Below are 15,548 nucleotides of genomic sequence, written 5' to 3'. Positions count from 1 at the left end.
TTTCGTGTAAACCCTGGTTGAATGTGGAATTTCATGATGTTGGGGTCAAAAGGTATTTTGACCCCTTTGATACCAGATTGCTACGTGCTTTGCACTCTCGCAATCCTCAAAAACATCCGTAATCCGCTCACTTTTCCTTGAAAAATGGCTACTTACTCATGTTTTTGGCGGGTCAAGAGGTCAAAAATCCTCTTGCAAGCAAGCTTGCATCAGCTTTCTGACCTTTTGACCCTGGTATCATTTCATATTATTATAAGAAATCCTGTTTCTCAAATATCATCAGAGTATGCTGATGGTATTTGACGCCGTATATCAAAAAAAGAGAGATACCAATGTATCTCCCGTTATCATCAAAATATACGTTCCTACGTTGGCATTATCCAAATCAGGTATATGGGTCGAAGTTCTGAACTTCCTCTCAGCCTGTCAAACAAGCTCCCCGTTTCATTTACAAAATTCAGTATAATTCGGTTGAGAAAAAATGTCAATATCAATATAAAAATATATCCGGTCATATTCTGGAGTCTCATATTCTGGAGTCAGATGCAGGTGTCATGGACAAATTGTATATTACAGTAATGCTTTCGAGAAACGGTCATATGTTTTTGTAACGCGGAGTATGGAAAAATGCACAAAAAAACAGAGCATACTCTAAAAAATCATGTGAACGTGCCGAAATTGCGAGAAGTCCATTGACAAAAGGACTTTAAAGAGTTAAAACACCACTATAATAATTTGATAAAATTTTTATTTATCTTATTAAAACTTAATTATTTTAACTGGAAGAGAAAGAGAGGGATTAGTATGAATACATTAGTTATCGTATTGATCGCAGCAGTACTTCTTAGCTGTGCATATGTATTCTATGGTCGCTGGCTCGCTAATAAGTGGGGAATCGATCCCAAAGCAGAGACTCCGGCAAAGAAATTTGAAGATGGAAAGGATTATGTTCCGACAGACGGATGGACCGTATTCAGTCATCAGTTTTCGTCAATTGCAGGTGCAGGTCCTGTTACCGGTGCAATTCAGGCGGCGGTATTTGGATGGGTTCCGGTATTCCTGTGGATCATCGTTGGAGGTATTTTCTTCGGTGCTGTTACAGACTTTGGTGCACTGTATGCCAGTGTAAAGAACGAAGGAAAGTCTATGGGACTTCTGATCGAAAAGTATATCGGTAAATTCGGACGAAAAGTATTCCTGCTTTTCTGCTGGCTGTTTACACTTCTTGTAATTGCAGCATTCGCAGATATGGTTGCAGGTACATTTAACGCTTACACAGAAGTAGACGGTGTCGTAAAACTTGCAGATGCAGCAAAGACAAACGGAGCTGCAGGAACCATTTCCCTGCTGTTTATCGTATTTGCTATGATCTTTGGTCTGGTACAGAAAAAATTCCGGTTTCACGGATGGAAAGAAACAGTTGTCGGTCTTGTATTTACAGTAGCTGCTCTTGGTCTTGGTATGTTAGTACCGATCACAGCAACAAAAGATACATGGACTTACATTACATTTGTATATATCTTCTTTACAGCAGTACTTCCGATGTGGATCTTAAAGCAGCCTCGTGATACCATGACAACTTATATGTTCATCGGTATGATCGCAGGAGCTGCACTGGGACTTCTGGTTGCACATCCAACCATGAACCTTCCGGTATTTACAGGCTTCCACAATGATACACTTGGAGATATGTTCCCAATCCTGTTCGTTACCGTGGCATGCGGTGCTGTATCAGGTTTCCACAGCCTTGTTTCATCAGGTACATCATCTAAGACTGTATCCAATGAAAAGGATATGCTGAAGGTTGGATACGGAGCAATGGTTCTGGAAAGTCTTCTTGCAATTATCGCACTTTGCGTAGCTGGTGCAGCTGCAGCAGCAGACGGAACACCGGCAGCCGGAACACCATTCCAGGTATTCTCAAGCGGTGTTGCAGGATTCTTTGAAATGTTCGGTATTCCGGTTTACATCGCACAGTGCTTCATGACCATGTGTGTATCTGCACTTGCACTTACCAGTCTGGATGCTGTTTCACGTATCGGACGTATGAGTTTCCAGGAACTTTTCAGTGTAGATGATATGGAACATGCAGAAGGATGGAGAAAACTCCTTTGCAATACATATTTCTCAACAATCGTGACTCTGTTATGTGCTTACGTTCTGACACGTATCGGATATGCAAATATCTGGCCACTGTTCGGATCAGCAAACCAGTTACTGTCAGCACTTGTACTTGTAACACTTTGTGTATTCATGAAGGTAACAGGAAGAAGCAACAAGATGCTGTTCGCACCGCTGATTATCATGCTTTGTGTAACAGGAACCGCACTGGTAGAGAGAACCATCGGACTTGTAAAAGCATATGCAGCAGGTTCCGCTACTTTCCTTGTAGAAGGACTGCAGCTGATCATCGCAGTTCTGCTGATGGCACTCGGACTTGTTATTGTGATCAATTCTCTGAAGGCTTACTTTGGAGCTAAGAAAGAGTCTGAAGCGTAGGATTTATAAAATATGACGAAAAGGGATGGCTTGTCAAAATGATGGGCTGTCTCTTTTTTTGATTGACTTTTTTTAAAATCTGCCCTAAAATACTTAGGAAACGAAGTATTTAATGCAAAAAATGATAAAGTAAAATATCATAAGTGCAAGGGAGGTTATCATGCAGACAGGAAAGAAGATCAATCAGATTTCCAACCGTCTCCGTAGACGGTCCAGGGCAATCCAGGAAACAATCGGGATCAGCGGTGCACAGGGGAATATTTTAAATTATATTTTAGTAGAATCTCAGAACAGGTCTGTCTATCAGAAGGATATTGAACAGGAATTCGGACTTCGTCCTTCCACGGCAACAGAGACACTGAAATCTTTGGAGAAAAATGGACTGATAAAAAGAGAGACTGATCCAAATGATGGAAGATATAAGAAAATCGTATTTACTGAAAAAGCAGAGCAGATAGAAGCTGTGCTTAAGAGTGAGATCGAAGAGTCAGAAATGATTTTGCTGCAGGGAGTGACAGAAGAAGAACGGCAGGAATTTCTGCGGATCGCAGAGAAAATGTTGCAGAATCTGGATACTTTTCCTGTGAATACGGTAAAGAAAAACGCAGGCAGAAAAAAACAGCAGGGGGGACGGACAGATGAATGAAAATGAACTGATGGGAAGTATGAAGGTGTCAAAAGCCGTTGCGAAGATGGCAATACCAAGCGTGATCAGCAGTCTGGTCACGGTTGTCTACAATATGGCAGATACCTTTTTTGTTGGACAGACTGGGGATCCACTGCAGGTAGCAGCGGTCAGTCTGACCAATCCGATATTTATTTTACTGATGGCATTTGCAAATATGTTTGGTATGGGTGGAAGTGCCGTTGCATCTATGGCGATGGGAGAAAAAAATGAGAAACGGGTAAAGAATACATCGGCATTTGTAACCTATGCATCACTGATCGTCGGGATTTTATTTGCTTTGATCCTGATTTTCTTTATGAAACCGATCCTTTACACATTTGGTGCGAACAGTCAGACTTATGAGATGGCAAAAGGTTATACATTTCACGTTTCCTATGGTGCACCATTTATCATCTGGTCAGCAGCGGCAAGCTTTATCGTTCGTGCGGAAGGTGCAAGCAGTGAGGCGATGATCGGAAGTATGATCGGTACAGTTGTCAACATTGTTCTGGATCCGGTATTTATCAGCGGACTTGGAATGGGGGCGGCAGGGGCTGCGATTGCGACAACAATCGGCAATATTCTGGCAAGCATTTATTATCTCTGGTATTTCGTGAAAAAGAGTAAAAGCTTTTCTGTCAGCCCGAAGTATTTTAAATGCGGAGAGCAGATTTTATCAAGGGTATGTTCGATCGGTTTTCCGACCGCAATTTTTTCAGCACTGATGAGTGTATCAACGATCGTGCTGAATCAGATTCTGGTCAAGTACGGAAATGCACCGGTGGCGGCGATTGGAATTGTATTCAAGGCAAATATGTTTATTACCTTCCTTCAAATGGGACTTGCCAACGGCGTGCAGCCGCTGATGGGGTACAATTTTGGGGCAGGCAATCAGAAACGTTTTATGGAAGTGGACTGTTTTACGAAAAAATGCTGTCTGGTCGTTGGAATCCTGGCGACGGCATTATTTTTCTTTTTTCGAGAACCAATTATCCACCTGTTCATTAACGATAAAGACGTTATATATTATGGCGTGAAAATGCTGGTCGCATATATGGTTTCCGGACCGTTTATCGGAATCCTTTTTGTAAATATGAACTGCATGCAGTCTACTGGAGATGCACTTCCTGCAACGATTCTGTCGGTGCTCCGACAGGGACTTCTGCTGATTCCCTTACTGTATCTGTTGAATGCAGTATTCGGATTAAACGGAGTCATTTACGGACAGGCACTTACGGATTGCGTGGCGATTGTACTGTCCATGTATATCTGGGGAAGAAAGAAGAGAAAATTAAAGAGTGAATAAGTGAGAGAAAATCAGGTGTCGGGGGTGAGACCTGATTTTTTCTTGCTTATAAATATAACGTGCAAAGTGGAAAGAATCATTGCGGACACGCATATAATAGTCAGGTACAGGAAATAATTCATCTGAATAAATGTAAGAAAGAGAGGCTGTTTATGGAAGAGCGAGATGATCTGGAACAGATGGCATTTATACAGAAGTGGAATGACGGAAAGGCAGAACGGGAGAAAAAGCGGGAGCAAATGTGGAATGGGATTCTGGAGAAGGCTGGGATAAAGAAAGAAGAAAAGTAAAAAAGAAAAATGATTTTTAGAAAAATGAAAAGAACTCAAATAGGAACTCAAAATTTAAGCTTCTGTTTGAGTTCTTTATTTGAGTTCCTTTAAGAAACAAAAAAAATATGCTATTATCTTAAAAGAAGTAAAAAATCAAAGGGGAAAATTAGCGATGGTAAAAATAGATTTGATCACCGGTTTCTTAGGTTCCGGCAAGACAACGTTTATTAAAAAATATGCAAAATATCTTCTGGATAAAGGAATGAACATCGGCATCCTTGAGAATGATTTTGGTGCGGTAAATGTAGATATGCTTCTTTTACAGGACCTGATGGGAGATAACTGTGAGCTTGAAATGATTTCCGGTGGGTGCGACAAAGAAACGCATAGAAGACGTTTTCGGACAAAACTGATCGCAATGGGAATGTGCGGATATGACAGAGTAATTGTTGAACCGTCCGGGATTTATGATGTAGACGAATTTTTTGACGTTCTTCACGATGAACCACTGGATAAGTGGTATGAGATTGGCAATGTGGTTACGATCGTTGACGCAAAACTGGAGTCGGGATTGTCAGAAGAAGCAGACTATCTGCTTGCGTCCGAGGCTGCAAATGCAGGAAGCATTATCCTCAGCAGGGCAGAAGAAGCAACAAAAGAACAGATTGAAAATACAATTGAACATTTGAACAGAGCGCTTGAACAGGTTCAGTGCAAGCGAAGGCTGGATCAGGAAATCATGAGAAAAGATGGAGCAGAGCTTTCGGAAGAGGATTTTGATAAGATCTTAAAGAGCGGTTATGTTGCAGAAAATTATCGGAAGATGGATATAGATGAGAAAAAAGGTTTTGATTCGTTGTATTTTATGGAATTAAAAATTTCTGCAGATGAATTGAAGACGCAGGTTGCGAAGATGATGCAGGATCCGGAATGTGGCGGTATTTTCCGGGTGAAGGGATTTGTGAAAGATGATGCAGGAAGCTGGATGCAGCTGAATGCAACCGGTCATGAGATCAGTATGAAGCCGATCGGAGACGGGCAGGAGGTTGTGATCGTGATTGGGGAACAGTTGAAGGAAGATCGGATACGGAAGTATCTGGAGAATTAGAAAGTGTAAAAGAGCACATCAAAAGCGATGTGATCCGGTCAGTATGCTGAAAACAGTTTTGTTTGTGTAATACAGCTGTTATTGTATCCATAAGCAACAGGACGCATGAAAAAGCTTTCGCTTTTTCATGCGTCCTGTTAATTTATTGTTTTTGATAAATGATATGTTTTACACGACCGCCATCCATAATGATGGTATCATTTTCAGCTTTTACATACATTACAAGATTTGCATCCATTCGGAAGATAATACTTCCTGATGCTGATTGGTAAAGTGTTGTTTTCCCATAACGACGCATATGGATTTCGCATGTATTTTCAACTTTCACTAATTTCATGAAGGAATCGGTTTCATCGTTGTAATATGTTCCTTCCTGGAAAAGTGCCGGATCTGCAGGCTTGGCAGGGGTCAATGTAAGTACACGGGCAGGAAGTCGATAAAGGATTTCCTTATCTGTGAAGTAGATCTTTTCGTCTAATGAACCAATGCGATAACCGCCATCCTCTTCTTTTACCAGTTCTGTGCGGCACCATTCTCTTTGCATATAGAAAGTACCGTTTTGCTCTGTGATATCAACAAACATTGGATCATCCGGAAGTGCTGTCAGGAATACACCGCTGTGAGCAGGTGCATTTTCATGTTCCGGCACGGCTGGTTCGGTACAATCCGGTAATCCGAGTACGATGCAGGCGGCTTTATCGGCAAGCTTAGACATTGCGTAAGTTGTGGTGTTACTGATCAGTACAAGCTCCAGTTCTTTTTCCGGAATGCAAATAATTTCACCACGGTATGCAGCATCGGCACCGCCGTGTCCGAATACATCCAGACCATGAAGCTTATGGGTGATCAGTCCGCCGCAGTATTCAGCCGTTTTGCCATTGCTGAGAAGGGCAGGTTTCTTCATAAGCTCGATAATTTCACGATCGATCACATTTGGATGAATGTACTCATCTAATACTTTGCAGAGATCGGAAGCACAGGTATTTACAGAGGTTGGTCCGTAAAGTGCATAGTTCAGTGGATTGTAGTAGAATGTATCATCACCTTCGTCCTGGTAAGAGTAAGTAAGATCCGGAACAATCTGTGTAAAGCTTTCGCGGACAAAAGAATGTGTCATTCCGAGTGGAGTGAAAATACGTTCTTTTACAAATTGTGGGAAGCTCATTTGCGACAGCTTTTCAACGATAAGTGCCAATAAATGGAAACCGGTGTTACTGTATAAATACTGTGACTGTGGTTCAAAGTTCAGCGATTTCTGAAGAGATATCGTTGTATTGATATCATCCATGTCAATCTGATCGTTGATCTTGATACCGCGTAAAAATAAGAGTTCCCATTGGTCGCGAAGTCCGCTGACATTATTCATCATCTGGCGGATCGTAATCGGTGTTTCAATGTTGATATATTCATCTAAATATTTTCTGATGTTGTCATCTAAATCAAGTTTTCCTTCTTTCCAGAGAAGAAGAATAGACATAACAGTAAATTCTTTGGAAATCGATGCGACATGGAAAATACTTTCTTTATGGATTTTTAATTTATTTTCAAGATTTCCATATCCAAAACATTTTTCGTAAAGAGTTTTACCGTGCTGGCGAATCAATACCTGAGCGCCAGGGCAAAGACCGCGATCCCACATACGGAAAAGCTGATCTAATTGTTCTGTCATATTTGAATTCATTACAAAAATACTCCTTCTGATAAACTATTTTTTTAGGATTTTTTCGAATGCATAAAGCCAGTTTTTGCCTGCAAGCAGAGAAATCCGTTCATCTGAATAATTATGTTCTTTCATATCCAGCAGGAAATCCGGAATGTCTGCGTGACCGCCGGACAGAATATCGAAAGGATACTCCGGCATCAGAGATAAGTCTTGTGCGGAACTGTTCTTTAAGAAGAGATCGCAAAAGTCAAATCCGAAACCGACATGCTGTTCTCCCATTACCTCAATCATGTAATCTAAGTGTCTAAGCATTTGCCGGCGATCAGCTGTGCTGCCGGCATCTGCGTTAATGATACTGCAGGCATTCAGTCCTACCACACCTCCGCGTCTGGAAATTTCTGCTAAATGCTCGTCTTTTAAATTTCTGTTGTTATGAGCAACTGCCCGTGCATTGGAATGCGATGCGATTAGTGGGCAGGAGGTAATGGATAAGACATCATCCACGCCCTCGTCACTTAAATGACTGAGATCAATGATCATGTTTAAGGATTCAGCTTCTTTTACAAGCATTTTTCCAAAGTCGGTCAGACCACCTTTTTTGGCGTTCCCGGTAAAATCACAGCCGTCAGCTGCCATATTTCTGCGGCTCCAGGTAAGTCCCAGTCCTCTTACGCCTGCGGCGTAGAAAGCATGTAACATGAGGCAGGAGCTTATCGGTTCTGCTCCTTCAAACGAGAGAAGGATACCGACTTTATTTTCCGAAGCAGCTTTTACAAAGTCATCTGCGCTCGTGCAAAGCATAAGAAGGTCCGGACTTTCGCTTATCTCACAGTGGAGAGCGGCAATCTGTTCCATAGCGATTGAAATACCTCCATAAGGTAGGTACTGGCTATCTACAAAGAGGGAGGCAACGACTCCCGTCACGTTTCCTTTTTTAAAAGCTGGATAGTATAATCTTTCAATGACCTTATGCTCGCCGTTTTTGCGGCGTACAGCGACATCACTGAGTAAGTCAAAATGTCCATCAATAATATATTTCATAATCGTGTTTTCCTTAATAAACTAATTGTGAAAAGTAAACAATTATAGTAGCTTCTTTATCTGATGTATTCATGTAGTTATGTAAACAATTTTTAGGAATATAGAAACTGTCACCCTCGTGGATTACATAAGTACTGTTATCCATACGGAGTTCCAGTTCCCCTTTCAGGAGCAGGAGACTCTCGTCATAATTACCATGTGAAATCATCTGCTCAGTCACCCAGGTGTTAGGGTTTAATCTCACAATAAGTCCGGTCATTTGTGCTTCTTTTGAGTCCGGAAGTTTAGAAGGTGTAAAAATGGAGTAGGAAACATCGATTTCCGGGATTTTCATTGGAATTCGTTTTTCTTTTCTCACTAAATAAGTTTCTTTTGAATTATTTTTCTCTTCAGATGACTCAACAGAGAGTTCAGAGTCACCCATGATTAACCATACTTCTGAACAATCTAAGCAGGCTGCAATTTTTCTAAGTGCTACGAGTGAAGGAGATTTTAGATCTCTTTCAATTTGTGATATATGACCTATTGTGTATCCGGTAGCATCAGCTACCGCTTTGAGCGTGAGTCCTCTTTTCTTTCGCATTTCGCGAATGCGGCTTCCATACATGATCCCGCTCCTCCTTTCGCAATTCAAGTATAAAAACTAGCGGTTTTTGATTGCTTTTTCAATACGGGTAAGAGCTTCCTGAAGTTGCGCGCGTGGGCAGCCAATGTTTAATCGCATATAAGTGCTGCACTGGGCACCGAAACGATATCCAGGATTCATTTTTACCTTTGCTTTTTCTAAGAAAAATTGATTTAACTCGTCATTTTCCAGATTAAGTTTTGAACAATCAAGCCACAGAAGATATGTTCCTTCAGGTGACCAGACGCTGATTTCCGGAATATTTTCTCTGATATATTCCACGGTGAAATCTCTGTTAGCTTCGAGATATTGAAGCATTTCTGTAAGCCATTCCTCGCCTTTTGTATATGCGGCAGTCAACGCTGTCATACCGAAAACATTATCTCCTAGATCAAACGCATTATAGGTCGCGTCGTACGCATTATATAATTTCTTATTCGGAATAACAACATAAGATTGACAAAGACCGGCAACATTAAAGGTTTTACTCGGTGCAAAAGCTGTGATTGTATGTTCCATGGCATAGTCCGATACAGATGCCATCGGAGTATGGTGTTTTCCGCCATATACGAAATCTGCATGGATCTCATCGGAAATAATATACAGCTCATGGCGTTCGGCGATTTTAGCAACTTCCAAAAGCTCTTCTTTTGTCCATACACGACCAGCCGGATTATGAGGATTACACATCATGATCGCTTTGCAGCGGTTGTCGATCTGTGCTTCCAGACGCTCGAAGTTAATGGAATAATATCCGTTTTTATCACAATCTAACTGGTGATTAATGATAACACGTCCATTTTCTTCAATCGAAGAGTAGAATGGATGATAGACAGGTGTCATGATCACAATACGATCCCCAGGTGTTGTTAAGGATAAAAGACTCATAACAAGAGCAGGAACAACGCCTGGACTGAAGCCTAACCATTCACTCTGGATATTCCAGTGATAACGTCTTCCTACCCAGGATACGATGGCATCTTTTAATTCTTTGCTGTGATGAGTATATCCATAAACAGGATGATCTAAACGTTTCTGCATTGCTTCGCGAATTTCCGGAGCTGCTGCAAAATCCATGTCTGCTACCCACATCGGAACGACATCTTCCGGAACATTGTATTCCCATTTATTACAAGATGTGCCGCGTCTGTCGATGATTTCATCAAAATTATATTTTCCCATTTTCTTTTTCTCCTTCGAAATTTTTAGTTAGCTGTTCCTGCAAGACCGGTAATTGCAGAGATGCCACATTCTAATTCATGCATGTTATCGCATGTGATTTCTACTTCTGTACCGCTTAAGCGTTTCATGCGAGGAATTTGTGCAACAGTGTCGGCCATTGCTGTTGATTTAAATTCAAATCCCAGCTTGATCGGAGTCGCAACTTCGTATAAAGGAATTTTGCTTAAATCGGAATCAAGAACTTCTTTTACTGCAGAAATCGTATTTTCCCTGAGAACTTTTTGTGGTGGGAATTTTGCTGCATAGCGTGACAGAGCTTCTTTAGTTGTTACGAATTTTACCCATGGCATCATTTCTTTGTCTATAAGCTGTTTGCGAAGACCGGAATCACCGATGATAAGCCCTACCGGAACCTTATAAGAAGCAGCAAGTGCTGCGTTCGTTGTACTTTCGTTCATATAGGCTCCGTTAATCTTAAGGCTGGAAACAACTCTTCCGTAGAAGCTGTGATCCATATTGGCGAAATCTTCTCCCGGACCGGCATGATATCCGGCCAGAAATACAACATCGTAGGTTTCATCCAGGCAAGACATCATGTACTGTCTTCTTGGAGAACCGCTTACTAAGCTGATACGTTCATCCATCTGGCAAAGTTCATCATAAGAAAGGTTCGTTCCGCTTCCATGAGAATCAGAAATGGTGATTTCCCCGATTTCATCATTTCTGGAGGAAGCATGAATTCCTTCGATGATCCAGCGTACCTGATTGTGTAAAGCGCGGCGGAAGGAAGGAACCTCATCGCGTTCCTGAGATGGAGAAGTGATACCTGCCATTCCTTCCATGTCTACAGAAATGTAGATTTTTAGTGCTTTCTTCATAAGAAAATCCTCCTTTATGTAATTTATTTGTTTCCTTATAGAAAAACAAAACATACAGTTGTTAAAATATTATAAAACAATAAAAGAATTGTGTCAATATCTTGACATAATATACAAAAAGAATTATACTGTCAGTAATATTTATACTGTGAGTAAAAAACACAGAAAAAATCTTTTTCGTAAAACGAAACTCAAAAAAGGATGTAAAGGAGGAGAAATGTATGAAAAAGAAAAAATTAGCGTTGTTTTTAGCACTGACGATGGTTGTCGCTAGTTTTGCGGGGTGCGGTGGCAAAAAAGAAAAAGCTTCTGACAATGGATCAGCAAAACAGGAAGCAGAAACGGAAACTGAAGGATCAGAAGAGGGAAGATACCTTATGTGGAGATTGTATTCTGAACCAAAGCAGTGGGACCCAACGAACAACTCTGAATCTGTATCAGATGCGATTTGTAAGCAGTTGTTTGAAGGCCTCACCGTATCAACATCCGATGGCTTTAAACCGGGTATCGCGGAAAAATGGGATGTTTCAGAGGACGGAAAAACATATACATTCCATTTAAGAAAAGATGCGAAATGGTCAGACGGAAGTCCGGTGACAGCAAAAGACTTCGAATATTCCTGGAGAAGAATTTGTGATCCGGATTTTGCATCTGAAGCACTTCAGGCTATCACAGATTATGTTGTAGGTGCTACTGAATATTTTGAAGGAACAGGTGAGTATGATGATATCAAAGCAACAGCAATTGATGATTATACATTTGAAGTTGTTTTGAAGAATGCAACACCGTTCTTCCCGCAGTTAGTTGCCAATGACGTTTATCTTCCTATTAAAAAAGAAGCAGTGGAAGCAGCAGGTGAAGGATGGGAGAAGAAACCGGAATCAGCAATCAGTAACGGAGCATTCTACTTAGAAGAATATCAGGTTGGATCTCATTTATTACTGAAAAAGAATCCTTACTACTATGCAGCAGACGAAGTAAAACTTCCTGGTATCAAAGCAGTATTTATTACAGATGATAATACCGCATATCAGGCATATCAGGCAGGTGAGATCGATGTTATGGATCACCTTCCGGCAGAACAGATTCCACAGATTGTTGCTGAAGATCCATATGTAATTGTCAGTGCCGATACAGGAGCACAGTTCCTGAATTTCAACGTAGATAAAGCACCATTTGATAATGTTCATGTAAGAAAAGCAGTTGCCAAGGCAATCGACAGAAAGCAGATCACAGAACAGGTATTAAAAGATGGTTCTATCCCGGCAAGTAACTTTATCGCTCCGACATGTCAGAAAACAGATGGAACACATTTTCGTGAACTTGAAGCAGATGGATATCCGGCAGAAGAATATGGAATCGATCCGCGTCAGGCTAAGGTAGAAGATGCGCAGGCAGAACTTGCGGAAGCAGGTTATCCAAACGGAGAGGGCTTTCCGGAGGTGGAAATCACATATGCGAATACTGAAAAGAACAAGAGACTTTGTGAAGCAATTCAGCAGATGCTGGAAACAAATTTAAATATCAAAGTTAAACTCCGCGCAGAAGAATCAAGTGTATTCAGCTCTACAAAGAGTAAAGGTGATTATCAGATGGCTCCTGGTGGCTGGACAAATAACCCATACGATGCAAGTGGACTTATTAAACTTTTCTATTCTCAGAATGGTAATAATACATGCCAGTGGAGATGGAGAGAATACAAAGGCGCTCCGAACGATACAACATTAAATCCTGGTAACAAAGCATTTGATGAAGCATTTGATAAAGCAATGGCTTCATTAGGCGAAGAAAGAGATGCAGCCTGGGAAGAAGCGAATAAAGCACTTATGGATGATATGCCGATCACAGCACTTTATTATCCGTCATTTGTGGCTCTTGTAAATGAAGATCAGGTAGAAAACGTTGAACTTACATTGGGCAATTCATTTATGTTCAGCCATGCTGAAATCGTTGAGTAGTTGTTGACTTTAGGAAGACCGAAAAGTACCTTGCTTTTCGGTCTCCCTATTATTAGAGGAGAAGTAATATGCTGAGATATATAGCGAAAAGAGTACTTTCTGCGATTATTACGATCTGGTTCATTATGACACTGACATTTATATTAATGAATGCAATTCCAGGTGACCCATTTGCCAGCGAGAAAATGAACGATCCGGTAATTATTGCAAATATGAAAGCAAAATATGGTCTTGATAAACCGTTTATTGAACAATATGGAACATATATGCGGAACTATATGCATGGGGATTTTGGTATTTCCTTTATGAAAAAAGGAATCACAACCAATGATATTATTTCAGCAGGATTTCCATATTCTTTAGCAATCGGTATTTGGGCTTCGTTAGTTATTTTAGGTTTCGGAATATTTTTTGGTATTATTGCCGCATTGAGGCAAAATAAATTTGTAGATCGAGTCTTGATGGTGCTATCAACCCTAGGGGCGACAATCCCAAGCTTTGTATTTGCAACAGGATTCTTATATCTGTTTAGCAAGATTTTAGGATGGGTACCATCGTTTGGTGTGAATAGCTGGAAGGGATATATTGGACCGGTTATAGTCAGTGCATTATTCTCACTTGCGTATGTTGTACGACTGACAAGAACTTCCACATTAGATGTTTTGAATCAGGATTATATTCGTACAGCAAGGGCAAAGGGACTTCCTGAATGGAAGGTACTTGGAAAACATGCATTAAGAAATGCATTGCTTCCGGTTGTAACTTATATCGGACCGATGTTTGCTGCATTGATTACAGGATCTTTCGTAGTAGAAAAGGTATTTGGTATTCCTGGAATCGGAAACTTATTTACAAACAGTATCCTTAACCGAGACTATACATTGATTATGGGTATTACTGTATTTTTCTCAGTTATTCTTGTAATCTGCATTTTAGTAGTCGATATTCTGTATGTATTAATTGACCCACGTATTAAATATCAGTAAAACAGGTGAGAAAATATGAGCGAAAAAAATAACGTTATCTCTCCGGAATTATGGGCACCGTTGGAACAGGAAGAAAAAAATGCTGAGAAAATGGAAAGGCCTAGTCTTACTTTTTTACAAGACGGATGGAGAAGATTAAAATCCAATAAAATAGCGATCTTTTCTTTGATCGTAATTGCTTTGATTACAATCGGAGCTATTTTTATCCCAATGTTTTGGAAATATGATTATAAGACACAGAATCTGGAATTAGCGAATATTCCGGATGTAATGAAAGTATATCCGCTTGACAACGGAAAAAATATTTATGTAACACCACAGTATACAGTTGTTGTGGTTGACAAAAAAGGAAATCTTGAAGGACTTGCAGAAGTAAAGAATAAAGATGTCAATGGAAAGAAAAATTTCTTTACGGTCGGAAACAGTGAAATCTGTGTTGATTATAGTGGTTATTCAGATGCAAGTAAAGAGTATAAAAAATTAGAAAAGAAAGCAGCAAAAAAAGATTTAGATACAGTAGCGATCAAAGGAATTAAATATCTTGAAAACTATTATGCAGGAAGCGATGTGACAGAGGTTACAATTGAAGAAGCCAAAAGTATTTTGGAAAACAAGATAGAAAGAACAGTGATCACTTGTGATGGTGAGAAGCTCACAAAGCAGGAGAAGATAAAAAATAAAACTTATCTGCTTGGAACAGATGGTCTTGGGAGAGATTTGTTTATCCGTATTGTATATGGTGCACGTATTTCTCTTTTGGTTGGTCTGTTTGCGGCATTTATCAACTTTGTGGTTGGTGTATTCTACGGCGCGATTGCGGGTTACTGCGGTGGAACAGTTGATAATATCATGATGCGTATTATTGACGTTCTGGACTCCATTCCGATGACGCTGTATGTTATTTTGATCATGGTTGTAGTAGGACCTGGTATTTCTTCCATCATTATTGCATTAGGTTTGACATTCTGGGTTAAAATGGCCCGTATCGTCAGAGGGCAGGTTCTGACGCTGAAACAGCAGGAATTTGTTAAAGCTGCCATCGTAACAGGAGCAGATACAAAGAGAATTATTGTGAAACACCTAATCCCGAATATGATGGGACCTATCATGGTAAATATGGCAATGCAGATTCCAAGTGCAATTTTCAATGAAGCATTCCTGAGCTTCGTAGGTCTTGGTATTTCTGCACCGATGGCTTCCTGGGGTACTTTGTGTAATGACGCTTTAGCAGGAATTTATGTATATCCATATCAGATGGTATATCCGGCGATTGCCATTTCAGTTACAATCCTTACATTCAACTTATTAAGTGATGGTTTAAGAGATGCATTCGATCCAAAACAGCGTAAATAAGGAGGAAAAA

At 40.4% G+C, this 15,548-nt stretch carries 13 protein-coding genes and 1 riboswitch; of the genes, 8 read left to right on the top strand and 5 right to left on the bottom strand.

Going from position 1 to position 15,548, the window contains the following annotated elements; translation table 11 throughout:
- Positions 1–345: 345 nt before the first annotated feature.
- A riboswitch (TPP riboswitch) is annotated at positions 346–450 on the bottom strand.
- A gap of 354 nt (positions 451–804) precedes the next feature.
- The 5 genes from PGQ33_RS05835 to PGQ33_RS05815 all read left to right on the top strand — a co-directional run bounded on the left by PGQ33_RS05835 (position 805) and on the right by PGQ33_RS05815 (position 5,852).
- On the top strand, positions 805–2,499 hold the full coding sequence (locus PGQ33_RS05835) for a carbon starvation CstA family protein (protein WP_118218589.1): 1,695 nt from the start codon (positions 805–807) through the stop codon (positions 2,497–2,499).
- A 160-nt stretch (positions 2,500–2,659) separates the two neighbouring features.
- Positions 2,660–3,145, top strand: a complete 486-nt coding sequence (locus tag PGQ33_RS05830; protein WP_270205433.1) for a MarR family winged helix-turn-helix transcriptional regulator — start codon at positions 2,660–2,662, stop codon at positions 3,143–3,145.
- Entirely contained in the window at positions 3,138–4,472 is a 1,335-nt protein-coding gene (locus PGQ33_RS05825) for an MATE family efflux transporter (RefSeq protein WP_270205432.1), read from the top strand. Before PGQ33_RS05830 ends, PGQ33_RS05825 begins: the two co-directional genes overlap by 8 nt.
- A gap of 152 nt (positions 4,473–4,624) precedes the next feature.
- Positions 4,625–4,762 carry a hypothetical protein gene (locus PGQ33_RS05820; RefSeq protein WP_022219980.1) on the top strand — a complete coding sequence of 46 codons (138 nt, stop codon included), beginning with the start codon at positions 4,625–4,627 and terminating at the stop codon, positions 4,760–4,762.
- 154 nt (positions 4,763–4,916) lie between these two features.
- Positions 4,917–5,852: a GTP-binding protein gene (locus PGQ33_RS05815; protein ID WP_117557299.1), complete on the top strand. Its 936-nt coding sequence runs from the start codon at positions 4,917–4,919 to the stop codon at positions 5,850–5,852.
- Between the two features lie 142 nt (positions 5,853–5,994).
- On the opposite strand, the gene PGQ33_RS05810 is transcribed toward PGQ33_RS05815, so the two are convergent.
- From PGQ33_RS05810 to PGQ33_RS05790, 5 genes are read right to left on the bottom strand one after another with little or no spacing between them, the layout of a single operon-like run.
- Positions 5,995–7,533, bottom strand: a complete 1,539-nt coding sequence (locus PGQ33_RS05810; protein ID WP_270205431.1) for a serine hydrolase domain-containing protein — start codon at positions 7,531–7,533, stop codon at positions 5,995–5,997.
- Positions 7,534–7,557: 24 nt separating this feature from the next.
- On the bottom strand, positions 7,558–8,556 hold the full coding sequence (locus PGQ33_RS05805; protein ID WP_270205430.1) for a dipeptidase: 999 nt from the start codon (positions 8,554–8,556) through the stop codon (positions 7,558–7,560).
- 13 nt (positions 8,557–8,569) lie between these two features.
- Positions 8,570–9,163, bottom strand: a complete 594-nt coding sequence (locus PGQ33_RS05800) for an XRE family transcriptional regulator (protein ID WP_270205429.1) — start codon at positions 9,161–9,163, stop codon at positions 8,570–8,572.
- Positions 9,164–9,199: 36 nt separating this feature from the next.
- Positions 9,200–10,363: a MalY/PatB family protein gene (locus PGQ33_RS05795; RefSeq protein WP_270205428.1), complete on the bottom strand. Its 1,164-nt coding sequence runs from the start codon at positions 10,361–10,363 to the stop codon at positions 9,200–9,202.
- Positions 10,364–10,386: 23 nt separating this feature from the next.
- Positions 10,387–11,241, bottom strand: coding sequence for a M55 family metallopeptidase (locus PGQ33_RS05790; RefSeq protein ID WP_243000077.1), 855 nt, complete (start codon positions 11,239–11,241; stop codon positions 10,387–10,389).
- A gap of 221 nt (positions 11,242–11,462) precedes the next feature.
- Here PGQ33_RS05790 and PGQ33_RS05785 point away from each other — a divergent pair, with 221 nt between their 5' ends.
- The 3 genes from PGQ33_RS05785 (at position 11,463) to PGQ33_RS05775 (ending at position 15,538) form a co-directional block, all read left to right on the top strand.
- Entirely contained in the window at positions 11,463–13,199 is a 1,737-nt protein-coding gene (locus tag PGQ33_RS05785) for a peptide ABC transporter substrate-binding protein (RefSeq protein WP_117824448.1), read from the top strand.
- A gap of 68 nt (positions 13,200–13,267) precedes the next feature.
- A complete protein-coding gene (locus PGQ33_RS05780) occupies positions 13,268–14,185 on the top strand; it encodes an ABC transporter permease (protein WP_055155474.1) in 918 nt (305 codons plus the stop codon).
- Between the two features lie 15 nt (positions 14,186–14,200).
- Complete coding sequence (locus tag PGQ33_RS05775) at positions 14,201–15,538, top strand: ABC transporter permease (protein ID WP_270205427.1); 1,338 nt, start codon at positions 14,201–14,203, stop codon at positions 15,536–15,538.
- Positions 15,539–15,548: the final 10 nt, after the last annotated feature.

Source organism: Coprococcus sp. AM100_B19A (assembly GCF_027662015.1).
Lineage (GTDB): Bacteria > Bacillota > Clostridia > Lachnospirales > Lachnospiraceae > Allocoprococcus > Allocoprococcus comes.
This window is presented reverse-complemented; position numbering and strand designations above follow the sequence as displayed.

What these genes read in the sequence shown, in the direction of transcription:
- PGQ33_RS05795 (WP_270205428.1), bottom strand. Translation starts at nt 10,363, where the DNA reads ATGGGAAAATATAATTTTGATGAAATCATCGACAGACGCGGCACATCT.
- PGQ33_RS05780 (WP_055155474.1), top strand. Translation starts at nt 13,268, where the DNA reads ATGCTGAGATATATAGCGAAAAGAGTACTTTCTGCGATTATTACGATC.
- PGQ33_RS05805 (WP_270205430.1), bottom strand. Translation starts at nt 8,556, where the DNA reads ATGAAATATATTATTGATGGACATTTTGACTTACTCAGTGATGTCGCT.
- PGQ33_RS05825 (WP_270205432.1), top strand. Translation starts at nt 3,138, where the DNA reads ATGAATGAAAATGAACTGATGGGAAGTATGAAGGTGTCAAAAGCCGTT.
- PGQ33_RS05785 (WP_117824448.1), top strand. Translation starts at nt 11,463, where the DNA reads ATGAAAAAGAAAAAATTAGCGTTGTTTTTAGCACTGACGATGGTTGTC.
- PGQ33_RS05815 (WP_117557299.1), top strand. Translation starts at nt 4,917, where the DNA reads ATGGTAAAAATAGATTTGATCACCGGTTTCTTAGGTTCCGGCAAGACA.
- PGQ33_RS05820 (WP_022219980.1), top strand. Translation starts at nt 4,625, where the DNA reads ATGGAAGAGCGAGATGATCTGGAACAGATGGCATTTATACAGAAGTGG.
- PGQ33_RS05835 (WP_118218589.1), top strand. Translation starts at nt 805, where the DNA reads ATGAATACATTAGTTATCGTATTGATCGCAGCAGTACTTCTTAGCTGT.
- PGQ33_RS05830 (WP_270205433.1), top strand. Translation starts at nt 2,660, where the DNA reads ATGCAGACAGGAAAGAAGATCAATCAGATTTCCAACCGTCTCCGTAGA.
- PGQ33_RS05810 (WP_270205431.1), bottom strand. Translation starts at nt 7,533, where the DNA reads ATGAATTCAAATATGACAGAACAATTAGATCAGCTTTTCCGTATGTGG.
- PGQ33_RS05775 (WP_270205427.1), top strand. Translation starts at nt 14,201, where the DNA reads ATGAGCGAAAAAAATAACGTTATCTCTCCGGAATTATGGGCACCGTTG.
- PGQ33_RS05790 (WP_243000077.1), bottom strand. Translation starts at nt 11,241, where the DNA reads ATGAAGAAAGCACTAAAAATCTACATTTCTGTAGACATGGAAGGAATG.
- PGQ33_RS05800 (WP_270205429.1), bottom strand. Translation starts at nt 9,163, where the DNA reads ATGTATGGAAGCCGCATTCGCGAAATGCGAAAGAAAAGAGGACTCACG.